The organism is Usitatibacter rugosus, assembly GCF_013003965.1.
Taxonomy (GTDB): domain Bacteria; phylum Pseudomonadota; class Gammaproteobacteria; order Burkholderiales; family Usitatibacteraceae; genus Usitatibacter; species Usitatibacter rugosus.
The window spans coordinates 1,909,970-1,934,836 of record NZ_CP053069.1 but is presented as its reverse complement, the minus strand read 5'-3'; the positions used below and the strand labels follow the sequence as shown (position 1 = coordinate 1,934,836).

The following is a 24,867-nucleotide window of genomic DNA, read 5'->3' as shown; positions in this document are numbered from 1 at the left end:
GGCTAGCGATTCACGTCCACGACGAGCCGGCCGCGCACCTGGCCGGCGAGGATCTTCGGCGCCGCGGCCAGCGCGCCTTCGAGGTTCGTCTCTTCCGTCATCGACGCGAGGAGCTTGCGGTCGAGGTCCTTCGCGATGCGCGCCCACGCACGCTCGCGGATCGGCCGCGGCGCCGTCACGCTGTTGATGCCCGCGAGCGTTACGCCCCGCAAGATGAACGGCGCCACGGTGGAGGGAAGGTCCATGCCCTGGGCGAGGCCGCACGCTGTGACGACGCCTTCGGCCTTCGTCTGCGCGCACGCGTTGGCGAGCGTATGGCTGCCGACGGAATCCACGACACCCGCCCAGCGCTCCTTCTGCAGCGGCTTGCCCGCTTCTCCCAAGGCCTTGCGGTCCATCACCTCCGCGGCACCGAGCGATTTCAAGTAGTCCGTCTCGCCCAGGCGGCCGGTGGAAGCGACGACGCGATAACCCAGCTTCGCGAGGATCGCGATCGCCACGCTGCCCACGCCGCCTGACGCTCCTGTAACGAGGATGTCTCCGGACGCGGGCGTCACGCCAAGCTGCTCCAACTTCATCGTGCAGAGCATGGCCGTGAACCCCGCCGTGCCGATGGCCATGGCCTCGCGCGCGGTCATGCCTTCGGGAAGCTTCACCAGCCAGTCGCCCTTGAGGCGCGCCTTCTGCGCGAGGCAGCCCCAATGCACCTCGCCCACGCCCCAGCTGGTGAGGATCACGCGGTCGCCCGCCTTGAAGAGCGGATGCGCGCTCGTCTCGACGGTGCCGGCGCCATCGATGCCCGCGACCATCGGCCACACCCGGACCACGGGCGAGGTGTTGGTGATCGCGAGGCCGTCCTTGTAGTTGATCGACGAGTAGTCGACCTTCACGAGCACATCGCCCTCGGGGAGCTGCGCCTCGTCGATATCCGCGATGCGCGCGGAGAACGGGTCCTTCGTAAGGTAGATGGCTTTCATGCTTTCGCCTGGAGGACCTGCGGATTGGCGGCGGAGGCGTGCTTGCGCGAGAAGTAGTCCTTGGACTGCATCTCGCGCAGGCGGCTCGCGGTGCGCGCGAACTCCGTGCGCACCATCTTCTGCGGGCCGGTCTGCTCCGTCACGGGCGCGACCAGCTCCTCCGGCGGCACCTCGGCGGAGAGCACCAGCTTCACGCGCTGGTCGTAGAAGACGTCCACCATCCACGTGAAGCGGCGGATGACGTCGGTCTTCTCGGCCTTCATCTGCGGCACGCCCGAGATGAGGACCGTGTGGTACGCGCTCGCGATCTCGAGGTAGTCCACCTGCGAGCGCGGCTTCTCGAAGAGCTCGGAGAACGCGAACCAGATCACGCCCTTGGCGCGCCGGCGGTACAGCACCGGCCGGTTGCCGATCTCGATCGTGCCGTTCTCCGTGTACGTGGCCTTGGTCATCGCCTCGAAGAAGCGGGCGAGGTTGGCATCGGCCTGCTCGTCGATGGGCGAGTAGTAGACCTTGAGCTCGTCCAGGAGGCGGCGGCGATGGTCGGTGCCCCCGCCGAGATGCAGCACGTCGAGGTTCTCGTTCAGCACGCGGATGGCGGGCAGGAAGCGCTCGCGCTGCAGGCCGTTCGGATAGAGGTCGTCGGGCTTGTAGTTCGAGGTGAGCACGATCACGACGCCCTTCTCGATCAGCTTCTCGAGGAGCCGGCCGAGGATCATCGCGTCGGCGATGTCGCTCACGTGGAACTCGTCGAAGGCGAGCAGGCGCGTCTCCTTCGCGATCTCCGTGGACACGGCCTCGATGGGATTCTCCTCGCCGGAGAGCTGGCGCAGGCGCGCGTGGATCTCGCGCATGAACTCGTGGAAGTGCACGCGCCGCTTGCGGCGGTGGCGCGAGACCTTGAAGAACGCATCCATCATGAGCGACTTGCCGCGCCCCACGCCGCCCCAGATGTACATGCCGCGCGGCGGCTTCTTCCCCGCGCCCAGCGTGGTCACGAGGCGGTTCAGGGGCCCCGAGCGGTATTGCCGGTAGTCCTCGAGCTCGCCGAAGAGGCGCTCCAGCTCGTTCAGCACCTTCAACTGGTCGGCGTCGGCGCTGAAATCGGCGCGCTGGCTGAAGTGCCAGTACCACTCGAGGGGTCCGGAGAAACGCGAGCCGTCATCGACTTCCTCATCGATCTCGGGGATCTCGAAGTCGTCGGGCGCTTGCATCAGCTGTTGAGCGACCTCTTGTCGAGCGCCAGCGCCGCCTCGCGTACCACCTCCGAAAGCGTCGGATGGCCATGCACGATGCGCGCGATGTCCTCCGCGGCGCCCTTGAACTCCATCGTCGTGACCCCTTCCTGGATGAGGTCCGACGCATGGGCGTGGAGGATGTGCATGCCGACCACGCGATCGGTCGCGGCATCCGCGATGATCTTCACGAAGCCCGCGGTCTGGCCCGTGCCGAGCGCGCGGCCGTTGATGGAGAACGGGAACTGGCCGGTGCGAACCGCGAGGCCTTCGGCCTTGCACTGCTGCTCGGTCTTGCCGACCCAGGCGATCTCGGGGCTGGTGTAGATGATCCAGGGAATCGTGTCGTAGTCCATGTGCGGCTTCTGGCCCGCGATGATCTCGGCCACGAGCACGCCTTCATCCTCGGCCTTGTGCGCGAGCATCGGGCCGCGCACCACGTCGCCGATCGCGAAGACATTCGGCAGGTTCGTGCGGCAATGGCCGTCCACTTCGACGAAGCCCCGCGCATCGACCTTGAGGCCCACGGTGACCGCGCCCAGCCCGTCGGTGTTGGGGATGCGGCCGATGGAGACGATCAGCTTGTCGCACTCGAGCTTCTGCGCGAGGCCCTTGTCGTTGGTGTAGTCGACCACGACGCCGGTCTTGCGGGTCGTGACCTTGTCGACCTTGATGCCGGTCTGGATGCCGAGGCCCTGCTTCGCGAAGACTTTCGCCGCTTCCTTGGCGATGGACTCGTCGGCCGCGCCCAGGAACGCGGGCAATGCCTCCAGCACCGTGACTTCCGCGCCGAGGCGGCGCCATACGCTGCCGAGCTCCAGGCCGATCACGCCGGCGCCGATTACGCCCAGCTTCTTGGGCACGGTGCCGAAAGCGAGCGCGCCTTCGTTGTCGCACACCTGCACGTTGTCCACCGGCACGTTGGGCAGGTGGCGCGCCTTGGAGCCCGTGGCGATGATCACGTACTTGGCCTGCACGGTTTCCTTCTTGCCGTCGTTCGTGACCTCGAGCGTGTAGCCGCCCTCGCCGCCCGAAGCGAAGGCACCGAATCCATGCAGCCACGTGATCTTGTTCTTCTTGAAGAGGAACTCGATGCCCTTGGTCATCTTGTCGACGATGGAGTCCTTGCGCGCCTGCATCTTGCCGAGGTCGAGCTTCGCGCCGCCGACGGTGATGCCGTGCTCCTCCAACCCGTGCTGGACGTGCTCGTAGGATTCCGACGAGGCCAGCAGGGCCTTCGACGGGATGCAGCCGACGTTCAGGCAGGTGCCGCCCAGCTTGAGCTGCTGCTTCGGGTTCTTCCAGCCCTCGATGCAGGCGGTCTTGAAACCGAGTTGCGCCGCGCGGATCGCGGCGATGTAGCCGCCGGGGCCGGCACCGATGACGACAACGTCGAAAGCTTGGGACATGGGGGATTCCGTTCGTTAAACCTTAGAATTCGAAGATGGAGACGCTGTCCGACGCGATCAAGAACGCCATGCAGCACCTGCAGCAGGGGAGCCTACCAGAGGCACGGGGCATCCTTCACCGCCTGCTTGCCACTGCACCCACGCATGCCGAAGCCCTGCACCTGGCCGGCGTGGTGGAGCTGCAGGCGGGCGCGCCCCAGGCGGCCATCGGCTTCCTGCGCCGCTGCGTCGAGGTGGCGCCCGGCGTCGCGTTCGCCTGGTCCAACCTCGGCGTCGCCTACAACGCCAGCGGTGATTTTACCAACGCCCTCGCCTGCCACGAGAAAACCCTCGCGCTGGAACCGGGTAATCCCGTGGTGCTGCGAAACCTCGGGATTGCGCTCCGCTACCTCGGGCGGCACGACGAGGCGATGGCGAGCTTCGAGCGCGCTGCCGGCAAGACGCCCGACGATCCCGAGCTCCGGCGCGAGATCGGCGACCTGCTCGTCGACATGGGACGTCCCGGCGATGCCGTCGCGCACTATGCCCGGGGCCTTGCCGCCAACCCCCGCGACACGACGGGCCTCCACAACCGCGGCTATGCGTTCTATCGGATGGGCAATGCCGAGCTCGCGATCCAGGACTACCGGGCCGCGCTGAAGATCGACCCCCGCTTCGCCCGCGCGATGAGCAGCCTCGCGGTCGTGCTGAACGAGCGCGGCGAATCGGCCGAAGCGGTGGACCTGCTGGAGCGCGCCGTGCAGCGCGAGCCCGGCAATGCCCGCTTCCACAACAACCTCGGGATCGCGCTGGACAAGCTGGGCCGCGCTTCCGAAGCGCTCGCCGCCTACGGGCGCGCGATCGAGCTCGATGCGGGATACGCCGAGGCGTACGCGAATCGCGGCGCCACGCTGAACGAGATGAAGCGCCACGCCCAGGCCCTCGCCGACTACGACCGCGCGATCGAACTCGCTCCGGAGCTGCCGTACAACCCCGGCCATCGCCTCCACATCCAGATGCACCTGTGCGACTGGACCGGGCTCGAGGGCCGCATCGCGGGTGTGGCCGACGCGATCGCCGCCGGCAAGCTCGCCGCGGAGGCGTTCGTGCTGTGCGCCGTGCCCGTGCCACCGGACATTCGTCGCAAGTGCGCCGAGCTGTGCGCCCGCGACGTGCTTCGCTCGACGCCGATCGCGGCCTGGGACCGGCCCGCCTACGGGCACCAGCGCCTGCGCATCGGCTATTTCTCCGCCGACTTCCGCAACCATCCGGTGGCCTACCTCGTCGCCCCCCTCGCCGAGCGCCACGACCGCTCGAAGGTGGAGACCTTCGCGTACTCGTTCGGGCCCGACACGGGAGACGCGACGCGGAAGCGGCTCGAGCGCGCGTTCGACCATTTCGACGATGTGCGCGCGCGATCCGACGCCGACATCGTCGCCCTGGCCCGCCAGCACGAGCTCGACATCGCGATCGATTTGATGGGACACACGACGCACGCGCGGCTGGGGATCTTCGCGCGCCGCGCCGCGCCGATCCAGGCCCAGTACCTCGGCTTTCCCGGAACGATGGGCACGAGCTGCATGGACTACGTGATTGCCGACGAGACCGTGGTGCCGCCGACGGACGAGCCGTACTACACCGAGCGGATCGCACGCCTGCCCGTGACCTACCAGGTGAACGACCTGGGCCGCGAGATCGCCGCGGAGGTGCCGGCGCGCACGGCGGTGGGATTGCCCGAGCGTGGCTTGGTGTTCTGCTGCTTCAACAACAAGGCGAAGATCACGCCCGACGTCTTCTCGGCGTGGATGCGGATCCTCGCCGCCGTGCCCGGCAGCGTGCTGTGGATGGTGGAGAGCGAGGCGATCGCCGCGGAGAACCTGCGACGCGAGGCAAAGTCACGCGGCATCGACCCGGAACGGCTCGTGTTCGCGCCCCGCGTGCCGCTGGCGCAGCACCTTGCGCGCGTGCGCAACGCCGATCTCTTCCTCGACACGTATCACTACAACGGCCACGCCACCACGAGCGACACGCTGCTGGCCGGCGTGCCCGGCATCACCTGCCTCGGCGATGCATTCCCCGGCCGCGTGGCCGCGAGCCTGCTTCGCGCGGTGGGATTGCCGGAGCTGGTGACGGAAACGCTGCCTGAGTACGAGGCGCTCGCCGTGCGTCTCGCGCAGGACGCGGGAGCCCTGCGCCAGCTGAGGGAGAAGCTGGAACGGAATCGCGCCACGGAGCCGCTCTTCGATGCCACGCGCTTCGCGCGCGACCTGGAAGCCCTCTACGCGCGCCTTCACGCCGCGCGCCGGGACACCTAGCCGATCGAAGCCGCGGTCCTTTCGGGCGCGCGCTCCGCGGGCTGCTCCCATCGGGCGGGATCGGGCTCGAACGACGGATCCGGCTCCCGTTCCAACAGGACGGAAGCGACCTGGCCCAACCCGATGCCGTAGTGCTTGAGCGCCGCGGCCGCGCCGCCGTCGGACCAGTCGGCCTCGAGCGCGAATGCAGCGAAGCGCTCCCAGTCCGCCGACATCTTGTCCACGAGGATCCGCGCGAGGTCGTACGAAAGCATGTTGCCCTCGTCCGGGCGGCGAAACGACGTGCCGGACCACAGCTGCTGCATCTCGTCGGGCCCCCAGAAGCGCTGGTGCTTCGCATGCATCTCCTGCGGCGTGAACTGCCTTCCCATCGGCCGGCTCAGCCGCGCCTCCGTGTTCACGGCGAGGCCTTCGTTCAGCCACAGCGGCAACGGCAAGTGCGAGAGGAAGGCATGCGTCATCTCATGCGCGATCACCGGCTCCACCGCGTGCGGATCGTCGCGCGTCGTCATGAAGTAGCTCGCCCAGCCGCCGATGTAGCGGCCCGAGGAGAAGGCGTACTCGCCGCCCTCCGGATCGAACATCGAGGCATAGCGATAGTAGGTGTCCTGGTCGTCGAAGACGACGAGCACCTCGCGGCCGTCATCCGGCGGCTCGACGATCCCGACCAGCACCTTGGGGATGCGCTGCGCGATGAGACCCACGAGTCCATGCACGGACTTCAGGTCGGCGGGCGGCATCGACGACATCACGAGCGCGGCCGGTGAGCGGGTGACGTGGTATCCCTCGCCCAGGGCATCGCGCAGGTGCAGCAGCCAGCCCAGGTTGCAGGCTTCCCACGCGGCGTTCCTTCCCGCCTCGTCGAGCGGCGCGATCCACTCGTGCACGTCCGGCCAGCGCACATGCGGCAGGCCCTCGTTGAAATCCATGTGGTCGGCGTAGACGAAGGGCTCGAGGCCGGGATGCCCGGCCGCGGCGGGCGCGGCGTCGGGAACCTGCTGCGGGTCGGACGCAGGCCCTTCCTTTCGCCGTCCCTTGAGGAAACCGAACATCCCTACTTGAGCCAGGTGCGCGCGATGTGGACGCCCAGCCCCGCGCACAGGCCGGCGGCGAGCGGATGGACGTTCTTCAGGAACATCGGCGGGTGCTTGAGGAAGCGCAGCAGCCCGAACGTGATCGACACCGCGAGGCCCACGGCGATGGACACCGCGAAGTGGCGCGGCAGGATCTCCCGCAGGGCCACGTCGAGCAGCACCGTGAGGATGCCCATCAGCAGCGAGCCGAGCACGAAAAACAAAGCCCGCCGTGCGAGCACGGCGGGCGTGAGCTTCTTCTTGCGGGCCACCGGGGCTATACGTCCAGCAGCAGGCGCGCGGGATCCTCGAGCGCTTCCTTCATCGCCACCAGCGACAGCACGGCTTCGCGGCCGTCGATGATGCGGTGGTCGTACGACAGCGCGAGGTAGTTCATCGGGCGCACCACGACCTGCCCGTTCTCCACCACCGCACGGTCCTTCGTGGCGTGCACGCCGAGGATCGCGCTTTGCGGCGGGTTGATGATCGGCGTCGAGAGCATCGAGCCGAACACGCCGCCGTTGGTGATCGAGAACGTGCCGCCGGTGAGCTCCTCGATGGAGAGCTTGCCGTCCTTGGCGCGCTTGCCGAAATCCGCGATCGACTGCTCGATCTGCGCGATGGAGAGCTGGTCCACGTTGCGCAGGACCGGCACCACGAGACCGCGCTCCGTGCCGACGGCGATGCCGACGTCGTAGTAGCCGTGGTAGACGATGTCGTTGCCGTCCACGCTCGCGTTCACGACCGGGAATTTCTTCAGGGCGTGGACCGCGGCCTTCACGAAGAAGGACATGAAGCCCAGCTTCACGCCATGGTCCTTCTCGAACTTCTCCTTGTAGCGGTTGCGCAGCTCGATCACCGGCGCCATGTTCACCTCGTTGAACGTGGTGAGGATGGCGGCGGTCGATTGCGACTGGACCAGGCGCTCGGCGATGCGCGCCCTCAGGCGCGACATCGGCACGCGCTGCTCGGTGCGGTTGCCGGTGGGGAGCTGGATCGGGAGCGGCTTCGCGGCAGCGGGGGCCGGTGCGGCGGTGGCAGGCGCGGAGCCCGCGGCCAGCACATCGCCTTTCGTGACGCGGCCATCGCGGCCGGAGCCGGACATCGTGGCGGTGTCGACGCCCTTCTCGGCGGCGATCTTCGCCGCGGAGGGCGAGGCGGATTTCGAAGCGGCCGCAGGTACGGCAGCGGCAACCGGCGCCGCCGGTGCCTGGGTCCCCGCCCCCCGATTAGAACTCTCGGGGGCAGGCTTCGCGGGGACGACGGCCTGCTTTTCCGTCGCGGGAGCGGCGGCGCTTACCGTCGCCTTCGCATCCGTATCGATTGTCGCGATCACGTCGCCACTGGTGACGGATTCGCCGTCGCCCTTGGCGATCTTCGTGATCACGCCGTCGGCCGGCGCCGGGAGCTCCAGCACCACCTTGTCGGTCTCGATGTCGATCAGGTTCTCGTCGCGCTTCACCGCCTCGCCGATCTTCTTGTGCCAGGAGACGAGCGTCGCCTCGGACACGGATTCGGAGAGCTGCGGGACCTTCACTTCAATCACAGGCATGTCTGTTCCTTGACTCGGGTTTCTTTCAGGCGGCTTCCTGGGAGGCTTTCGCATCCCACGTCAGCGCTTGTTCGACCAACGCCTTCTGCTGCTCGTTGTGCAGGGCGAGGTAGCCCACCGCCGGCGAGGCCGACGAGGCCCGGCCCGCGTACGAGAGCGCCTGGTCGGCGCGCAGGTGGCGTTGCAGGTAATGCTGGATGCGGTGCCACGCGCCCATGTTGCCGGGCTCTTCCTGGCACCACACGATGCTCTTGGCCGCCGGGTAGCGCGCGATCTCGGCCGCGAACTCCTCGTGCGGGAAGGGATAGAGCTGCTCGATGCGCACCACGGCGATGTCGTCGATGGCGCGGCGGGCGCGCTCGGCCACGATGTCGTAGTACACCTTGCCGGAGCAGGCGACCACGCGGCGCACCTTCTTCGCGTTCAGCTTCTCCACCTCGGGGATGACGTTCTGGAACGTGCCCGTGGCGAGGTCCTCCAGCGGCGAGGCGGCCTCCTTCTTGCGGAGCAGGCTCTTCGGCGTCATCACGATGAGCGGCTTCCTCATCGGGCGGATCACCTGGCGGCGGATCATGTGGAAGAACTGCGCGGCCGTGGACGGCACGACGACCTGGATGTTGTGCTCGGCACAGAGCTGCAGGAAGCGCTCGAGACGCGCCGACGAGTGCTCCGGGCCCTGCCCTTCGTAGCCGTGCGGCAGGTACATCGTGAGGCCGCACAGGCGCTGCCACTTCGATTCGCCCGCGGCGATGAACTGGTCGATCACCACCTGGGCGCCGTTGGCGAAGTCGCCGAACTGGCCTTCCCAGATCACGAGCTCGAAGGGCTGCGCGGTGGAGTAGCCGTACTCGAAGCCGAGCACCGCCTCTTCCGACAGCAGCGAATCGATCACGACGAAATTGGCCTGGCCCTGGCGGATGTTCTGCAGGGGAACGTACACGCCCGAATCCCACTTCTCGCGGTTCTGGTCATGGATCACGGCGTGGCGGTGCGCGAACGTGCCGCGGCCGCAGTCCTGGCCCGAGAGGCGGACCGGGTTGCCGGTATCCACGAGCGAGGCGTAGGCGAGGTTCTCGGCCATGCCCCAGTCGAGCGCGACCTTGCCTTCGCCCATCTCCCGGCGCGTGGCGAGGATGCGCTCCACGGTCGGATGGACCTTGAAGTTCTCCGGCACGGTCGTGAGGCGCTCGGCGAGCTGGTGCAGCTTCGGCTTCGGCACGGCGGTGATCGCCTCATGACGCCAATCGATGCCGAGGTACGGCGCCCAGTCCACGGCGAGCGCGGGCTTCAGGCCATAGCGGATCTTGGCGTTGGTGGGCTTGCCGGCATCCAGCGCGGCGCGCGTGCTGGTCACGAGCTCGTCCGCGTGGCCGGCGGCGATGACGCCCTCGGCTTCCAGGCGGTCGGCGTAGAGCTTGCGCGTGCCCGGGTGCTGGGCGATGCGCTTGTACATGAGCGGCTGCGTCACGAACGGCTCGTCCTGCTCGTTGTGGCCGAGGCGGCGGAAGCACACGATGTCGATCACGACGTCCTTGTGGAACTGCATGCGGAAGTCGAGCGCGGCCTTCGTCACGAAGACCACGGCCTCCGGATCGTCGCCGTTCACGTGGAAGACCGGCGCCTCGATCATCTTCGCGATGTCGGTGCAGTAGAGCGAGCTGCGCGCATCGCGCGTATCCGACGTAGTAAAGCCGATCTGGTTGTTCACGATGAGGTGCACCGTGCCGCCCGTGCGGTAGCCGCGGGTCTGCGACAGCGCCATCGTCTCCATCACGACGCCCTGGCCGGCGAAGGCCGCGTCGCCGTGGATCAGGACCGGCAGCACCTTGTCTCCGGTGTGGTCGCCGTGGCGATGCTGGCGGGCCCGCACCGAACCTTCGACCACCGGATTCACGATCTCCAGGTGCGACGGGTTGAACGCGAGCGTGAGGTGGACCGTGCCGCCCGGGGTCTGGATGTCCGACGAGAAGCCCTGGTGGTACTTCACGTCGCCGGAGCTGTCCTTCGTGTGGACGTGCTTGCCTTCGAATTCCGAGAAGAGGTCCGCGGGCACCTTGCCCAGGTTGTTCACGAGCACGTTGAGTCGGCCGCGGTGGGCCATGCCCAGCACGACTTCCTTCACGCCCATGCCGCCGCCGTCCTCGATCACCGTGTCCAGCGCGGGGATGAGGCTCTCGCCGCCTTCGCCGGAGAAGCGCTTCTGGCCGACGTAGCGCGTATGGAGATAGCGCTCGAGCGTCTCGGCCGAGCTGATGCGCTCGAGGATGCCGCGCTTCTCCTCCGCCGTGAACGAGGGCGTGGAGAGCGTGCCCTCGAAGCGCTTCTGGATCCAGCGCTTCTGCTCGTTCGACGAGATGTACATGTACTCGAGGCCGATGGTGCCGCAGTAGGTTTTCTTCACGGCAGCCACGAGGTCGCCGAACTTCATCGGGCCCTTCTGGCCTTGCCACGAGCCCGGCGAGAACTCGCGCTGGAGGTCGGCGTCGGTGAAGCCGTAGTAGGCGAACTCGAGCTCGGGCACGAGATCGCGCTCCATGCGCTTCAGCGGATCCAGTTGCGACTGGCGAGAGCCCAGCACGCGGTGGGCGCGGATGTATTGCAGGACCTTCAGGTCCTTGCCGTCACCGGCCGAGGTCGCCACGCCGGGCGCGGAGCCGCCCTCCTTCGCGAGGCGCTCGAACGCCGCGATCACGGGGCTGTGGGGCACGTCCTTGCCCGCGCCCTGCCACGCGTCGAACTGCGCGCGCCAGGCATCGGACACCGAGGCCGGATCCTGGAGGTACTGCTCATAGAGGTCTTCCACGAACGGGGCGTTCGACCCGTACAGGTGGGAGGAGTCCTGGAAATCCTTCATGACACTCGACATCTCGCTTCCTTTCGACTACTTGCGCTTGGCCATGGGCACGACGTCGCGCTTGGTGGCCCCTGTATAGAGCTGGCGGGGACGCCCGATCTTCTGCTCGGGGTCCGAAATCATCTCGTTCCACTGCGCGATCCAGCCCACCGTGCGGGCCATCGAGAAGATGCAGGTAAACATGGATGTGGGGATGCCCAGCGCCCTTTGCACGATCCCCGAGTAGAAATCGACGTTCGGGTAGAGCTTGCGGGAGACGAAGTACTCGTCCTCGAGGGCGATCTTCTCCAGCGCCATGGCGAGCTTGAGCAGCGGGTCGTTCTCGGCACCCACGGCGGCCAGGACCTCTCGCGTCGTCTCCTGCATGAGCTTGGCGCGCGGGTCGTAGTTCTTGTAGACGCGGTGGCCGAAGCCCATCAGCTTCACGCCGGAGTTCTTGTCCTTCGCTTTCTTCACGAACTCGCCCACCTTCGCGAGGCCGCCATCCTTCTCGATGTCGATCAGCATCTGCAGCGCCGCTTCGTTGGCGCCGCCGTGCGCGGGACCCCACAGGCAGGCGATGCCCGAGGCGATGCACGCGAACGGGTTGGCGCCCGACGAGCCGGCGAGGCGCACCGTGGACGTCGAGGCGTTCTGCTCGTGGTCGGCATGCAGGATGAGGATGCGGTCCAGCGCGCGGTTCAGCACGTCGTTCTGCTCGTACTCTTCCGCGGGCACGCCGAACATCATGCGCATGAAGTTGGGCGTGTAGGCGAGCGCGTTCTTGGGGTACATGAACGGCTGGCCCATGTTGTACTTGTAGGCCATGGCGACGATCGTCGGCAGCTTCGCGATCAGGCGGTAGGCCGAGATCTCGCGGTGCTCCGGGTTCGTGATGTCGAGGCTGTCGTGATAGAAGGCCGACAGCGCGCCCACCACGCCCACCATCACCGCCATCGGATGCGAGTCGCGGCGGAAGCCCTGGAACAGGCGCGCGAGCTGCTCGTGCACCATCGTATGGCGCGAGATGGTCCAGTCGAACTTGTCCTTGTCGACCTTGTTGGGCAGCTCGCCGTTCAGCAGCAGGTAGCAGACCTCGAGGAAGTCGCAGTGGGTCGCGAGCTGCTCGATGGGGTAGCCGCGATAAAGCAGCACGCCTTCATCCCCGTCGATGTAGGTGATCTTCGACGAGCACGAAGCCGTCGACAGGAAGCCCGGGTCGTACGTGAAGGCGCCCGTCCCGCCGTAGAGCTTGCGGATGTCGATGACGTCGGGGCCGATCGTGCCCCCATAGACGGGGAATTCGGTGCTCTTGCCGTCGTACGAGAGTGTTGCCTTGCCTTTGGCTTCCATGCCTGTCTTCTCCGGGGTTGCTGTTGCCGCCTAGGCGGCCTTGAGTTTCTCGACCAGGTCCGCGAACGCCACATCGCGCGTCGTGGTCCTGCCCATCACGAGGTCCAGCAGGTCGTTGTCGGGGAGCAGCAGGAGCCGCTCCAGCACCTTGGCCTCGGCCTCGGGCATGCCGCCGTCGTGCGCCTTCCAGTAGCGCTGGAACACGATGTCCAGCTCCAGCAGGCCACGCCGGCTACGCCACTTCAACCGCTCGATGCTTCGCGAATCCAATGACAGTTTCCCGAACGTTTGCTAGATCGCCCTCCGGACCATCGCGTCCTTGATCTTGCCGATCGCGGAGGTCGGATTGAGGCCCTTCGGGCACACGTCCACGCAGTTCATGATGGAGTGACACCGGAACAGGCGATAAGGATCCTTCAGGTCGTCCAATCTTTCGTTCGCCGCCTGGTCGCGGCTGTCCGCGATGAAGCGGTAAGCGTTCAGCAAGCCCGCGGGGCCGACGAACTTGTCCGGGTTCCACCAGAACGACGGGCAGGAGGTCGAGCAGCAGGCGCAGAGGATGCACTCGTACAGGCCATCCAGCTCGGCGCGCGCATGCGGCGACTGCAGTCGCTCCTTCTCCGGCGGCGGCTCGTCGTTGATCAGGTACGGCTTGATCGAGTGGTATTGCGCGAAGAAATGCGTCATGTCGACGATCAGGTCGCGGATGATCGGCAGCCCCGGCAGCGGGCGGATCACCACGGGCTCTTTCAGGTCGACGATCTTCGTGATGCACGCGAGGCCGTTCTTGCCGTTGATGTTCATCGCGTCCGAGCCGCAGATGCCCTCGCGGCAGGAGCGGCGCAGGCTCAGCGTGTCGTCGGCCATCTTGATGCGCACCAGCGCATCGAGAAGCATGCGATCCGACTCCTTGAGGACGACGTCGTACTCCTTGAAGTACGGCTTCTTGTCGGTTTCCGGGTTGAAGCGCTCGATCTTGAATTTCATGTCAGTACACCCGCGCTTTCGGAGGAATGGTCTCGACGGACAACGGCTTCAGGTTCACCGCCTTGTATTCGAGTCGGTCGCCCTCCTTGTACCAGAGGGTGTGCTTGAGCCAGTTCACGTCGTCGCGCTGGTGGTGGTCGGCCCGGTCGTGGGCGCCGCGCGTTTCCTTGCGGGCCTCGGCGGAGATCATCGTGGCGCGCGCCACTTCGTAGAGGTTCTGCAGCTCGAGCGCCTCGATGCGGGCGGTGTTGAACACCTTGCTCTTGTCGCCGATCTCGAGGTTGGCCACGCTGTCGGCGCAGGCTTTGATCTTCTCCACGCCCTGGACCAGCATGTCCGGGAAGCGGAAGACGCCGCAGTGCGCCTGCATCGTGCGTTGGATCTCCGAGCGCGTCTTGTCCACCGACGCCCCGCCCTTCTTGCCGTCCAGCGCCGCCACGCGGGTGAGCGACATGTCGCCCGCATCCTTCGGCAGCTCGGCGTGCTTCGGGCCCTCGGCCTTGATGAAGTCCAGCATGCTCAACGCCGAGCTCTTGCCCATCACCAGCAGGTCGGTGAGCGAGTTGGTGCCCAGGCGGTTGGCGCCGTGGATCGAGGCGCAGCCGCACTCGCCCGCGGCGTAGAAGCCGGGGACGACCACGCTCATGTCGCTGCCCTTGGGCGCGATCACTTCGCCGTGGTAGTTGGTCGGGATGCCGCCCATCTGGTAGTGGCAGGTCGGCACGACCGGGATCGGCTCCTTCACCGGGTCGATGTTGGCGAACTTGATCGCGCTCTCGCGGATACCCGGCAGGCGCTTGTTGATGACGTCCGCACCGAGGTGGTCCAGCTTGAGCAGGATGTAGTCGCCGTGGGGACCGCAGCCGCGCCCTTCCTTGATCTCGGTGGCCATGGCGCGCGACACCACGTCCCGCGACGCGAGGTCCTTCATGGTGGGCGCATAGCGCTCCATGAAGCGCTCGCCGTTCTTGTTCAGCAGGTAGCCGCCCTCGCCGCGCACGCCCTCGGTGATGAGCACGCCCGCGCCGGCAACGCCGGTGGGGTGGAACTGCCAGAACTCCATGTCCTCGAGGGGAATGCCGGCCCGCGCCGTCATGCCCACGCCGTCGCCCATGTTGATGAAGGCGTTGGTCGACGAGGCGAAGATGCGCCCGCCCCCGCCGGTGGCGAAGAGCGTGGCCTTGCCCTGGAAGATGACGATGTCGCCGGTTTCCATCTCCAGCGCCGTCACGCCCAGCACGCGGCCGTCCGGGGCGCGAATGATGTCGAGCGCCATCCACTCCACGAAGAACTGCGTCTTGCTGTGCACGTTGCGCTGGTAGAGCGCGTGCAGCATCGCGTGGCCGGTGCGGTCCGCGGCGCAGGAGCTGCGCTGCACCGGCTTCTCGCCGAAGTTGGCGGTGTGGCCGCCGAACGGACGCTGGTAGATGGTGCCGTTGTCGTTCCGGTCGAACGGCATGCCGAAGTGCTCGAGCTCGATCACGACCTCGGGCGCCATTCGGCACATGAACTCGATCGCGTCCTGGTCGCCCAGCCAGTCCGACCCCTTCACGGTGTCGTACATGTGCCAGTGCCAATGGTCCTCGCCCATGTTGCCGAGCGCGGCACCCACGCCGCCTTGCGCCGCCACGGTGTGCGAGCGAGTCGGGAAGACTTTCGAAAGGCACGCGACCTTGAGGCCCGCCTTGGAGAGCTCATAGGCCGCGCGCAACCCCGCGCCGCCCGCTCCCACGATCACTGCATCGAATTTTCGAACCGGAAGCGTCATGGCTATCGTCCCCAGAGGATGGCGACCGACCATGCGAAGCAGGCGATCAAGAAGAAACCGATGAGGAAGAGTGCCGTCATGCGCACGCTGGCGGGCTTGAGGTAGTCCATCACGATGTCGCGGATGCCGATCCAGGCGTGCCAGATCAGTGCCGAGAGGAAGAGGATGGTCGCGAGCCGCACCGCCTGCGAGGAGAACATGCCCTGCCATTCGTGGAACGTGCCCGGCTTGTGCATCACCATGCAGGCGACCAGGAACGGCGTGTAGAGCGCCAGGACCACCGCGGTCAGGCGCTGCATCAGCCAGTCGGACAAGCCGTAGCTCGCGCCGACGGACTGCTTTTTATAGGCGCTCACCATAGCCACGCTCCGAAAGCGAGCGCGGAGAGGACTCCCAGCGCCAGCACGATGTTGGCGGACAGCCTCGACGGCTCCTTCGCGATCCCGATGTGCAGGTCGAGCAGGAGATAGCGGATGCCGGCGAAGAAGTGGTGCGCGTACAGGTAAGCGAGCCCGATGGTCGCGAGCTTCACCAGGGGCATCGAGAAGAATGCCTTCAGGCGGGCGAAATCGGCTTCGGAGGACAGCGATCCCTGGAGGATGTAGAGCAGGATCGGGATGGCGAGGAACAGGACTGCGCCGGAGATGCGATGCAGGATCGAGACTTTGCCGGCGGATGGGAGGTTTAAGAGATTGAGATCGTAATACTTCGGTCTCGGAGACAACGAAGTGCGCGGCGTGGGCGCGGAGCTCATTTTTGTAGTTCCCCTGGATGGCGACGCTCTGGTCTCGGGAGGTCCGCGGCGGTTTTGGCTGGCCCCCGCGACCTTTGGCTGGCCCGGCGATTTTAGCTGAAATTAATTGGGGTCAGACTCCCATTTCCCGCAGACAGCCTCAGGCCAGCATTTGGGAAATGGGAGTCTCACCCCAAATAATTTCAGCTGAGCTCGTTGTAATACGAGAATCCGTCGGTGAGGCAAAGGCCCCGGCGCCACTCCACCGGCTTGTCGCCATAGGTGAAGGCGATGCGGTCGACGCAGAGCAGCGGCGCGCCGGGCGCCACATTCAGGTGCGCCGCGGTGGCGGCATCGGCCGCGACGGAGCGCAGCCGCTCCTCGGCGCGGATCATCCGCAGGCCATAGACCGTCTCGTAGAACATGTACATCGATCCCTTGAACTCCTCGAGCTTGGGCAGCGTGAGGCCGGGAAACTGCGCCGCGGCCAGCACGATTTCATCGTGAATCAGCGGCCTGTCATGGAACAGCAACACGCGCTTGATCGAGTGCACCGGCGTCGTGGCCTTGATCTTTAACGATGCGGCATGCTCGGCTCCCGCCTTCACCTTCTTCAACTCCAGGAACAGGTTCTGCGGATGGAGCTTCTCGCCCGTGTCGGGCATCACCCGAAGGAATCGGTATTGGTAGGCGGGCTGGGTGTGCGAGGCCACGAACGTGCCCTTGCCCTGCCGGCGCACGAGGATATGCTCGGAGGCGAGCGCGTCGATGGCCTTGCGCACGGTGCCCTGGCTCACGCGGTAGCGGGCGGCCAGCTCGAGCTCGGAAGGGATCATCTCGCCCGGCTTCCACTCCCCCGCGACCAGGCTCTGCGTGAGGAGGATGCGGATCTGCTCGTAGAGCGGCCGGTACGACGGGGTGGCGCTGTGTTTCGCGGCGGGCATGGAGGCGGATGATAGCAGGCACGCCGTCTCCTATGTCTTATATAAGACTGTTGACACGGCGCGCCGCCGGGCCCTACGATGCTGCGAAGCAGCAAGCCTTCGGCGCACTCACCTAACCCTTCAAAATCAAAGACCTGCATCGATGACCCCTTACTTCCGCCCGCGCCGCTCGATGCTCTACGTGCCGGGCTGCAGCACCCGCTACCTGCACAAGGCCCGCACCCTCAAGGTGGACTCGGTGATCCTCGACCTGGGAGATCCGATCCTGGTCGCGGCCAAGGAGGAGTCGCGCCGCAACGTCGTCGATGCCGTGCTCTCCGGCGGCTACGGCCGGCGCGAAGTCGTGGTGCGCGTGAACGACCTCGATTCCCCGTGGGGACCCGACGACGTGAAGGCGGTCGCGCGCTCGGGCGCCGACGCGATCCTGTTTCCCAACATCGAGTCGACGAAGGACGTGCAGCGCGCCCTCTCGGCCCTCGACGCCGCCGGCGGCAGCCACCTGCCGATCATGGTGATGATCGAAAGCCCGATCGCGGTGCTGCGCGCCGAGGAGATCGCCGCCGCATCGGATCGCATCGCCTGCATCGTGATGGCGACCTCGGACCTGCTGAACCAGCTCCACGGCCGGCGCACGCCCGACCGCGTCGCCATCGTCCACAGCCTCGCCCACGTGCTGCTCGCCGGGCGCGCGTACGACCGCTCCGTGGTCGACGGCATCTCGACGGATCTCAAGGACATGCAGTCCTTCGAATACGCCTGCCGCCTGGCGCGCGACCTGGGCTTCGACGGCAAGAGCCTCGTGCACCCGTTCCAGCTTCCCTACTGCAACGACGCGTTCACGCCGAAGCCGCACGACCTCGCGGCGTCGCTCGAGGTGATCGAGGCGCTCGACCACGCGCACGCCGAAGGGCGCGGCACCGTCGTCGTGAACGGGCGCCTGGTCGAAAGCCATCACGTGAAGGCCGCCAAGCGGATGCTGGCGTTGAACGACATGATCCAGCAGCTGGAAGCCGGCCAATGAGCGACGGCGTTCCCGTCCTGCCCGGCACGCGGCCGATCGGCGGCTGGTTCTTCGAGGACTATGCGGTCGGCTTGCGCTACGGACACCCGACGCCGCGCACGATCACCTCCGGCGACACGGCGCTGTACCTCGCGCTCACCGGCGCCCGCCAGCCCGCGCATTGCAGCGAACCGCTCGCCCGCGCCCTCGGCCATCCCTCCTGCCCGGTCGACGACCTGCTGGCCTTCCACATCGCCTTCGGCAAGACCGTCCACGACATCTCGTACAACGCCGTCGCGAACCTCGGCTACGCGAACCTGCGCTTCCTCGAGCCCGTGTATGTGGGCGATACGCTGCACGCGCAATCGGAAGTGATCGGCCTCAAGGAAAACTCCAGCGGCAAGAGCGGCGTGGTGTATGTCGCTTCGCGCGCCCTGAACCAGCACGGCCGCGAGGTCCTTTCATGGGTGCGATGGGTGATGGTCGCCAAGCGTGATCCGGCATCACCAGCGCCGCCCGCCACCGTTCCCGACTTGCCGCGCGAGGTGTCGCCCGAAGCGCTCGCCGTGCCGGCCTTCCTCAAGCCCGGCGCCCTCGACCCGATGGCCACCGGCGGCACGCGCCTGTGGGACGACTACGAAGCCGGCCAGGTGATCGACCATCCGGGCGGCATGACGCTCGAGGAAGCCGAGCACATGATGGCCACGCGCCTCTACCAGAACACCGCGCGGGTCCACTTCGACGCGTATCGCGCGAAATCGGCCGCTACCGGACGGCGCCTCATCTATGGCGGCCACGTGATGTCGGTCTGCCGCGCGCTCTCGCACGACGGTCTCGAGAACGCCTTCGCCATCGCCGCGATCAACGGCGGCACCCACGCCAACCCGACCTTCGCCGGCGACACCCTTTATTGCCGCCACGTCGTGCTCGACCGCTGGGCCCTGCCCGGCCGCAACGACCTGGGGGCGCTACGGCTACGCATGCTGGGCGTGAAGAACGCCGAGCTCGCGGCGCTGCCGGCCGTAGCCCCCGGCGAGCGCCACGAATCGGTCGTCCTCGACCTCGATTACACCGTGCTCGTTCCCCGCCGCAAGGCGACGTAAAATAGACATCCCTCGGAGTCCTCCCATGGCCACCCCCGCTTCGGAACGCCACCCCAACGACGCCCTCTTCGCCGGCGAGAAGGCCCTGCCCCCCATTCCGGCCTGCGAGCATTTCGCCGGCAGCGAGAAGCTGATCCTCAAGGCCCTCGAGCTGCAGCAGCGCATGGGGCCGGTGTTCGACATCACCTGCGATTGCGAGGACGGCGCGGAAGCCGGCCGCGAGAAGGAGCACGCCGAGATGATCGTCTCGGTGCTCAACTCCGCCCGCAACACCCACAAGATGGCGGGCGTGCGCATCCACGATCACTCGCACCCCCACTGGAAGAAGGACATCGAGATCCTCGTGGGCGGCGCTGGCTTGGTGCTCGCCTACGTGACGATTCCCAAGTCCACGTCCGAGCGCGATGCGGCCGAGATGGTCGCGTACATCCGCGAGGTCGGCGAGAAGGCGAAGATCGGCCGTACCGTCCCCGTGCACATCCTCGTCGAGACGCACGGCGCGCTCCACGATGCCTGGGAGCTCGCCATGCTGCCGGGCGTGCAGGTCCTCGACTTCGGCCTGATGGATTTCGTTTCCGGCCACCACGGAGCGATCCACGCCTCCAACATGCGCTCGCCGGGCCAGTTCGAGCATCCGCTCGTCGTGCACGCGAAAATGCAAGTCGTGTCCGCCGCGCTCGCCCACGGCGTGGTCCCGGCGCACAACGTCTCGCTGGATCTCAAGAGCCCCTACAACGTGTTCCGCGACGCGTGGAAAGCCCGCAACGAATTCGGCTTCCTGCGCATGTGGAGCATCCACCCCTCGCAGATCCAGCCGATCGTCGATGCGATGAAGCCCGACCTGGGCGAGGTCGTCGACGGTGCCGCCATCCTGCTCGCCGCGCAGCGCGCAAACTGGGGGCCGATCCAGTACTCGGGCGAGCTGCACGACCGCGCCACGTACCGCTACTTCTGGGAGCTGCTCCAGAAGGCGCGCGTGACGGGTGTCGCGATCCCCGAGGAAGCCGCCCTCGCTTTCTTCCAATAGGACCCACGACTCGATGACTCCCGGCGCGACCTTCCGCGCGGCCCTCGCGGCCGAAAAACCCCTGCAGATCCCCGGCGCGATCAACGCGTACCACGCCACGCTCGCGAAGAACTCCGGCTACAAGGCCATCTACCTCTCCGGCGGAGGCGTCGCCGCCGGATCGCTCGGCCTCCCCGATCTCGGCATCTCCAATCTCGACGACGTGCTGGTCGATGTCCGCCGCATCACGGACGTCTGCGACCTGCCGCTGCTGGTCGACGTGGACACCGGGTTCGGCTCCTCCGCGTTCAACGTGGCGCGCACCGTGAAGTCGCTGATCAAGGCCGGCGCCGGGGCCATGCACATCGAGGACCAAGTGGGTGCGAAACGCTGCGGCCACCGCCCGAACAAGGAGCTGGTGTCGAAGCAGGAAATGGTCGACCGCATCAAGGCCGCGGTGGACGCGAAGACCGACCGCGACTTCTTCATCCTCGCGCGCACGGATTCGCTCGCGAACGAGGGGCTGGAGGCCGCGATCGAGCGTTCCCTCGCCTGCGTCGAGGCCGGCGCCGACGGCATTTTTCCCGAAGCCATCACGGACCTCGCGATGTATGCGAAATTCAAGGCTGCGGTGAAGGTCCCGATCCTCGCCAACATCACCGAGTTCGGGAAGACTCCGCTGTTCACGATCCCGGAGCTCGCGAGCGCGAACGTCGACATCGCCCTCTACCCGCTCTCGGCGTTCCGCGCCATGAACAAGGCGGCGCTCAACGTCTACGCCACGTTGCGGAAGGACGGCACGCAGAAGGACACCGTCGGCACGATGCAGACGCGCGAGGAGCTCTACCAGCACCTCGGCTACCACGAGTTCGAGCAGAAGCTCGACGCCCTTTTCGCGAAGTCGAAATAACCGGACCGGAGAGACCATGACTGCAGAAGTGAAGGAAGCCGCACCCGCCGCGGGATTCAAGCCGAAGAAATCCGTCGCCCTGTCCGGCGTCACCGCGGGCAACACCGCCCTGTGCACGGTCGGCCGCTCCGGCAACGACCTCCACTACCGCGGCTACGACATCCTCGATATCGCCGAGACCTCGGAGTTCGAGGAGATCGCCTTCCTGCTGGTCCACGGCAAGCTCCCCAACAAGGCGGAGCTGAAGGGCTACAAGCAGAAGCTGAAGGCGCTGCGCGGCATTCCCGCCGACGTGCAGGACATCCTCGAGAGCATCCCGGCCGGAGCGCACCCGATGGACGTGATGCGCACCGCCGTTTCGGCCCTCGGATCGGTGCTGCCCGAAGGCGAAGCCCGCAAGGTCTCGGAAGCCCGCGACATCGCCGACCGGCTGATGGCCTCGCTGGGCTCGATGCTCCTCTACTGGTACCACTTCTCGCACAACGGCAAGCGCATCGACGTCGAGACCGACGACGACTCCATCGGCGGCCATTTCCTCCACCTGTTGCATGGGAAAGAACCGTCGGAGCTGTGGGTGCGCTCGATGCACACCTCGCTCATCCTCTATGCCGAGCACGAGTTCAACGCCTCGACGTTCACCTGCCGGGTGATCGCCGGGACGGGCGCCGACATGCACTCGGCCATCACCGGCGGCATCGGTGCCCTGAAAGGACCGAAACATGGCGGGGCGAACGAGTTCGCCTTCGATACCATCGGGAAGTACGACAACCCGGACGAAGCCGAGGCCGATACGGTGAAGCGCATCGGCGAGAAGCAGATCGTCATCGGCTTCGGGCATCCGGTCTACACCATCGCCGACCCCAGGAACCAGGTGATCAAGGAAGTGGCGCGCAAGCTCTCGAAGGACGCCGGCACCCTGAAGCTCTTCGACATCTCGGAGCGCGTGGAGACGGTGATGTGGCGCGAGAAGAAGATGTTCCCCAACCTCGACTGGTTCAGCGCCACCTCGTACCACATGATGGGCGTGCCCACGGCCATGTTCACGCCGCTCTTCGTGATCGCGCGCACCTCCGGCTGGGCCGCCCACGTGATCGAGCAGCGCATCGACGGCAAGATCATCCGCCCCTCGGCCAACTACACCGGCCCCGAGAACCAGGCCTTCGTTCCGATCGGCAAGCGCCCGTGATGCGCGCCCTCCTGCCGGTTATCGCCGCCGCGCTCGCGTTCTTCGCCGCGGACGCCCTCGCGATCACGAAGTGCATCGACAAGGCGGGCAAGGTGACCTACCAGGACGGCAAGTGCCCGGACGATTCGAAGACCGACGCGCTGAAGACGCCGATCCCGCTCTCCCCGCCTCCGATGTCGAGCGGATCGGCGGAATCATCCGGCTCCTCGGGATCGTCCGGATCCGGCGGATCCACGGAGCCTACCGGGACCGAGGACCCGGCGATGATGGAGCTGGCCGGCACGCAGTCCACGTTCGACAATTGCGACGTGGCCTCGCCCGGATTCACCGGCCGCAACGGGGAAACCTACATCGGCTGGCGCACCCAGGCGGGCACCCTCCTCAGCAAGTGGGAAGCCACTCCCGAATACCAGCGTGCCGTCGAGAACGGCCGCGCCAAGTTTCGCAACAATGTCGTTCCCTCGTCGATTGCCCTGCAGAATTTCGCGAAGACCTGCGAGACGCAGTTCCTGCCGGGGATGAAGAACGCGCTTCGCAAATAAGGAAAAATCCAGGCATGTCCGCTCACATCAGCAACGTCCGCCCCAAGCCCGATCAAGTGCTGGTCGACATCGTCGACTACGTCTCCAAGTACAAGGTCTCCTCGAAGGACGCCTACGAAACCGCCCGCTATTGCCTCATGGATACGCTGGGCTGCGGCTTCGAGGCGCTCGAGTACCCCGCCTGCACCAAGATGCTGGGCCCCGTGGTCCCGGGCACGCTCGTGCCGAACGGCGCCAAGGTGCCGGGTACCTCCTTCCAGATGGATCCGGTCAAAGCCGCGTTCGACATCGGCTGCATGATCCGCTGGCTCGACTTCAACGACACCTGGCTCGCCGCCGAATGGGGCCACCCGTCGGACAACCTCGGCGGCATCCTCGCGACGGCCGACTGGCTCTCGCGCATCGCCGTGGCCAACGGCAAGGCGCCGCTCACGGTGCGTGACGTGCTGACAGGAATGATCAAGGCGCACGAGATCCAGGGCTGCATCGCGCTCGAGAACTCCTTCAACAAGGTGGGCCTGGACCACGTGGTGCTGGTCAAGGTGGCCTCCACCGCCGTGGTCGCCCAGATGCTGGGCCTTACGCGCGACGAGATCATCAACGCGGTCTCGCTCGCCTGGGTGGACGGCCAGTCGCTTCGCACCTACCGCCACTCGCCCAACACCGGTTCCCGCAAGAGCTGGGCGGCGGGCGATGCCACCAGCCGCGCCGTGCGCCTGGCGCTGATCGCGAAGACGGGCGAGATGGGCTACCCCTCGGTGCTCTCGGCCAAGACCTGGGGCTTCTACGACGTGCTGTTCAAGGGGAAGCCCTTCCAGTTCCAGCGCCCGTACGGCAGCTACGTGATGGAGAACGTGCTGTTCAAGATCTCCTTCCCGGCGGAGTTTCACTCGCAGACGGCCGTGGAAGCCGCGATGACGATCCACGGCGAGCTCGCGAAGCTGGGCAAGTCCGCGGCCGACATCGAGAAGATCACCATCCGCACGCACGAGGCCTGCATCCGCATCATCGACAAGAAGGGTCCGCTCGATAACCCCGCCGACCGCGACCATTGCATCCAGTACATGGTGGCGGTGCCCATCCTCTTCGGCCGCCTCACCGCGGGCGATTACGAGGACGCGGTCGCGAAGGACAAGCGCATCGACGCGCTCCGCGACAAGATCGAGTGCGTCGAGGACAAGAAATTCACCAAGGACTACCACGACCCCGACAAGCGCTCGATCGCCAACGGCCTCACGGTGGAGTTCAGGGACGGCAAGAAGATGAAGGAGATCGTGGTCGAGTACCCGATCGGCCACAAGCGCCGCCGCAAGGAAGGCATGCCGGTGCTGGTGGAGAAGTTCAAGGTGAACCTCGCCCGCCGCTTCCCGTCGAAACAACAGCAGGCCATCCTCGACCTGTGCATGGACCCGAAACGCCTCGAGGCGACGCCCGTGCACGAATTCGTCGACCTGATGGCCATCTAGTCCCAGAAGGGGAACCGACTATCCCGGAGGTCCCGATGAAACGAGTCCCGATCCTCATCCTCGCCGCCCTGCTCGGCGGTTGCGCCACGACGTACGACATCACGCTCATGCCGCGCGACAGCGGCAAGCTGTACGCCGGCATCCTGGAAGACGTCGGCAAATCCGAGGGCCGCGTCTCCGTCACGCTCGAGAACCGCACCTACAACGGCACCTGGGTCCAGGTCACCTCCGACCGCGCCACCGGCTACGTCTCCGGCGGCGTGGGCTACGGCGGCCGCCGCGGTTGGGGCGGCTGGGGCATGGGCGGCGGCTTCGTGAGCGTCGACAATCCCGAGGGCTCGCTCGCCACCGCCCTGCTGCAATCCGCCGACGGCCAGGGATTGCGCTGCGAATTCCGCGGCTCCTACGGCACCGGCGGCGGCCGCTGCCGGGACGACTCGGGACGCGAGTACGATGTGCAGCTTCGAGCCAAGGCCACTACCTAGCCAATAAGAGA

General features: G+C 66.6%; 23 protein-coding genes. 9 read left to right on the top strand and 14 right to left on the bottom strand.

Annotation, left to right across the window (positions count from 1 at the left end):
• Positions 1-2 precede the first annotated feature (2 nt).
• From acuI to lpdA, 3 genes are read right to left on the bottom strand one after another with little or no spacing between them, the layout of a single operon-like run.
• Complete coding sequence (gene acuI / locus DSM104443_RS09385; RefSeq protein ID WP_171091586.1) at positions 3-977, bottom strand: acrylyl-CoA reductase (NADPH); 975 nt, start codon at positions 975-977, stop codon at positions 3-5.
• Positions 974-2,191, bottom strand: a complete 1,218-nt coding sequence (gene zapE / locus DSM104443_RS09380) for a cell division protein ZapE (protein WP_171091584.1) — start codon at positions 2,189-2,191, stop codon at positions 974-976. The genes acuI and zapE overlap by 4 nt, the downstream gene beginning before the upstream one ends.
• On the bottom strand, positions 2,191-3,621 hold the full coding sequence (gene lpdA, locus DSM104443_RS09375) for a dihydrolipoyl dehydrogenase (RefSeq protein ID WP_171091583.1): 1,431 nt from the start codon (positions 3,619-3,621) through the stop codon (positions 2,191-2,193). The genes zapE and lpdA overlap by 1 nt, the downstream gene beginning before the upstream one ends.
• A gap of 35 nt (positions 3,622-3,656) precedes the next feature.
• Between lpdA and DSM104443_RS09370 the strand changes: the two genes are divergently transcribed.
• Entirely contained in the window at positions 3,657-5,915 is a 2,259-nt protein-coding gene (locus tag DSM104443_RS09370) for a tetratricopeptide repeat protein (RefSeq protein WP_171091581.1), read from the top strand.
• Here DSM104443_RS09370 and DSM104443_RS09365 read toward each other — a convergent pair.
• The 11 genes from DSM104443_RS09365 to DSM104443_RS09315 form a co-directional block, all read right to left on the bottom strand.
• A complete protein-coding gene (locus DSM104443_RS09365) occupies positions 5,912-6,967 on the bottom strand; it encodes a hypothetical protein (RefSeq protein WP_171091578.1) in 1,056 nt (351 codons plus the stop codon). The genes DSM104443_RS09370 and DSM104443_RS09365 overlap by 4 nt on opposite strands.
• A 2-nt stretch (positions 6,968-6,969) precedes the next feature.
• Positions 6,970-7,260, bottom strand: coding sequence for a hypothetical protein (locus DSM104443_RS09360; protein WP_171091576.1), 291 nt, complete (start codon positions 7,258-7,260; stop codon positions 6,970-6,972).
• Positions 7,261-7,265: 5 nt separating this feature from the next.
• A complete protein-coding gene (gene odhB, locus DSM104443_RS09355) occupies positions 7,266-8,540 on the bottom strand; it encodes a 2-oxoglutarate dehydrogenase complex dihydrolipoyllysine-residue succinyltransferase (protein WP_171091574.1) in 1,275 nt (424 codons plus the stop codon).
• Between the two features lie 25 nt (positions 8,541-8,565).
• Entirely contained in the window at positions 8,566-11,406 is a 2,841-nt protein-coding gene (locus DSM104443_RS09350) for a 2-oxoglutarate dehydrogenase E1 component (protein WP_171091571.1), read from the bottom strand.
• 15 nt (positions 11,407-11,421) lie between these two features.
• Positions 11,422-12,726, bottom strand: coding sequence for a citrate synthase (gene gltA, locus DSM104443_RS09345; RefSeq protein ID WP_171091569.1), 1,305 nt, complete (start codon positions 12,724-12,726; stop codon positions 11,422-11,424).
• Between the two features lie 30 nt (positions 12,727-12,756).
• Positions 12,757-12,972: an FAD assembly factor SdhE gene (locus tag DSM104443_RS09340; protein WP_246232773.1), complete on the bottom strand. Its 216-nt coding sequence runs from the start codon at positions 12,970-12,972 to the stop codon at positions 12,757-12,759.
• A 45-nt stretch (positions 12,973-13,017) separates the two neighbouring features.
• Positions 13,018-13,713: a succinate dehydrogenase iron-sulfur subunit gene (locus DSM104443_RS09335; RefSeq protein WP_171091567.1), complete on the bottom strand. Its 696-nt coding sequence runs from the start codon at positions 13,711-13,713 to the stop codon at positions 13,018-13,020.
• 1 nt (position 13,714) lies between these two features.
• Entirely contained in the window at positions 13,715-15,481 is a 1,767-nt protein-coding gene (gene sdhA / locus DSM104443_RS09330; RefSeq protein WP_171091565.1) for a succinate dehydrogenase flavoprotein subunit, read from the bottom strand.
• 2 nt (positions 15,482-15,483) lie between these two features.
• A complete protein-coding gene (gene sdhD, locus DSM104443_RS09325; RefSeq protein WP_246232761.1) occupies positions 15,484-15,837 on the bottom strand; it encodes a succinate dehydrogenase, hydrophobic membrane anchor protein in 354 nt (117 codons plus the stop codon).
• Positions 15,834-16,235: a succinate dehydrogenase, cytochrome b556 subunit gene (gene sdhC, locus DSM104443_RS09320; protein WP_171091563.1), complete on the bottom strand. Its 402-nt coding sequence runs from the start codon at positions 16,233-16,235 to the stop codon at positions 15,834-15,836. Before sdhC ends, sdhD begins: the two co-directional genes overlap by 4 nt.
• Before the next feature lie 182 nt (positions 16,236-16,417).
• On the bottom strand, positions 16,418-17,158 hold the full coding sequence (locus DSM104443_RS09315) for a GntR family transcriptional regulator (protein ID WP_171091561.1): 741 nt from the start codon (positions 17,156-17,158) through the stop codon (positions 16,418-16,420).
• Positions 17,159-17,300: 142 nt separating this feature from the next.
• Between DSM104443_RS09315 and DSM104443_RS09310 the strand changes: the two genes are divergently transcribed.
• Genes DSM104443_RS09310 through DSM104443_RS09275 form a run of 8 tightly spaced genes read left to right on the top strand, consistent with a single transcriptional unit; the run spans position 17,301 to position 24,856 of the window.
• Entirely contained in the window at positions 17,301-18,179 is an 879-nt protein-coding gene (locus DSM104443_RS09310; protein WP_171091559.1) for an HpcH/HpaI aldolase/citrate lyase family protein, read from the top strand.
• Positions 18,176-19,261, top strand: coding sequence for a MaoC family dehydratase (locus tag DSM104443_RS09305; RefSeq protein ID WP_171091557.1), 1,086 nt, complete (start codon positions 18,176-18,178; stop codon positions 19,259-19,261). The genes DSM104443_RS09310 and DSM104443_RS09305 overlap by 4 nt, the downstream gene beginning before the upstream one ends.
• A 25-nt stretch (positions 19,262-19,286) precedes the next feature.
• Entirely contained in the window at positions 19,287-20,288 is a 1,002-nt protein-coding gene (locus DSM104443_RS09300) for an HpcH/HpaI aldolase/citrate lyase family protein (protein WP_171091555.1), read from the top strand.
• A gap of 13 nt (positions 20,289-20,301) precedes the next feature.
• Positions 20,302-21,177, top strand: a complete 876-nt coding sequence (prpB, locus tag DSM104443_RS09295) for a methylisocitrate lyase (RefSeq protein WP_171091553.1) — start codon at positions 20,302-20,304, stop codon at positions 21,175-21,177.
• A gap of 16 nt (positions 21,178-21,193) precedes the next feature.
• Entirely contained in the window at positions 21,194-22,363 is a 1,170-nt protein-coding gene (gene prpC, locus DSM104443_RS09290; RefSeq protein ID WP_171091552.1) for a bifunctional 2-methylcitrate synthase/citrate synthase, read from the top strand.
• Complete coding sequence (locus DSM104443_RS09285) at positions 22,363-22,905, top strand: DUF4124 domain-containing protein (RefSeq protein WP_343034688.1); 543 nt, start codon at positions 22,363-22,365, stop codon at positions 22,903-22,905. Before prpC ends, DSM104443_RS09285 begins: the two co-directional genes overlap by 1 nt.
• A gap of 14 nt (positions 22,906-22,919) precedes the next feature.
• Positions 22,920-24,371: a bifunctional 2-methylcitrate dehydratase/aconitate hydratase gene (locus DSM104443_RS09280; protein WP_171091547.1), complete on the top strand. Its 1,452-nt coding sequence runs from the start codon at positions 22,920-22,922 to the stop codon at positions 24,369-24,371.
• A gap of 35 nt (positions 24,372-24,406) precedes the next feature.
• Positions 24,407-24,856: a hypothetical protein gene (locus tag DSM104443_RS09275; RefSeq protein ID WP_171091545.1), complete on the top strand. Its 450-nt coding sequence runs from the start codon at positions 24,407-24,409 to the stop codon at positions 24,854-24,856.
• The last annotated feature ends 11 nt before the right edge of the window (positions 24,857-24,867 follow it).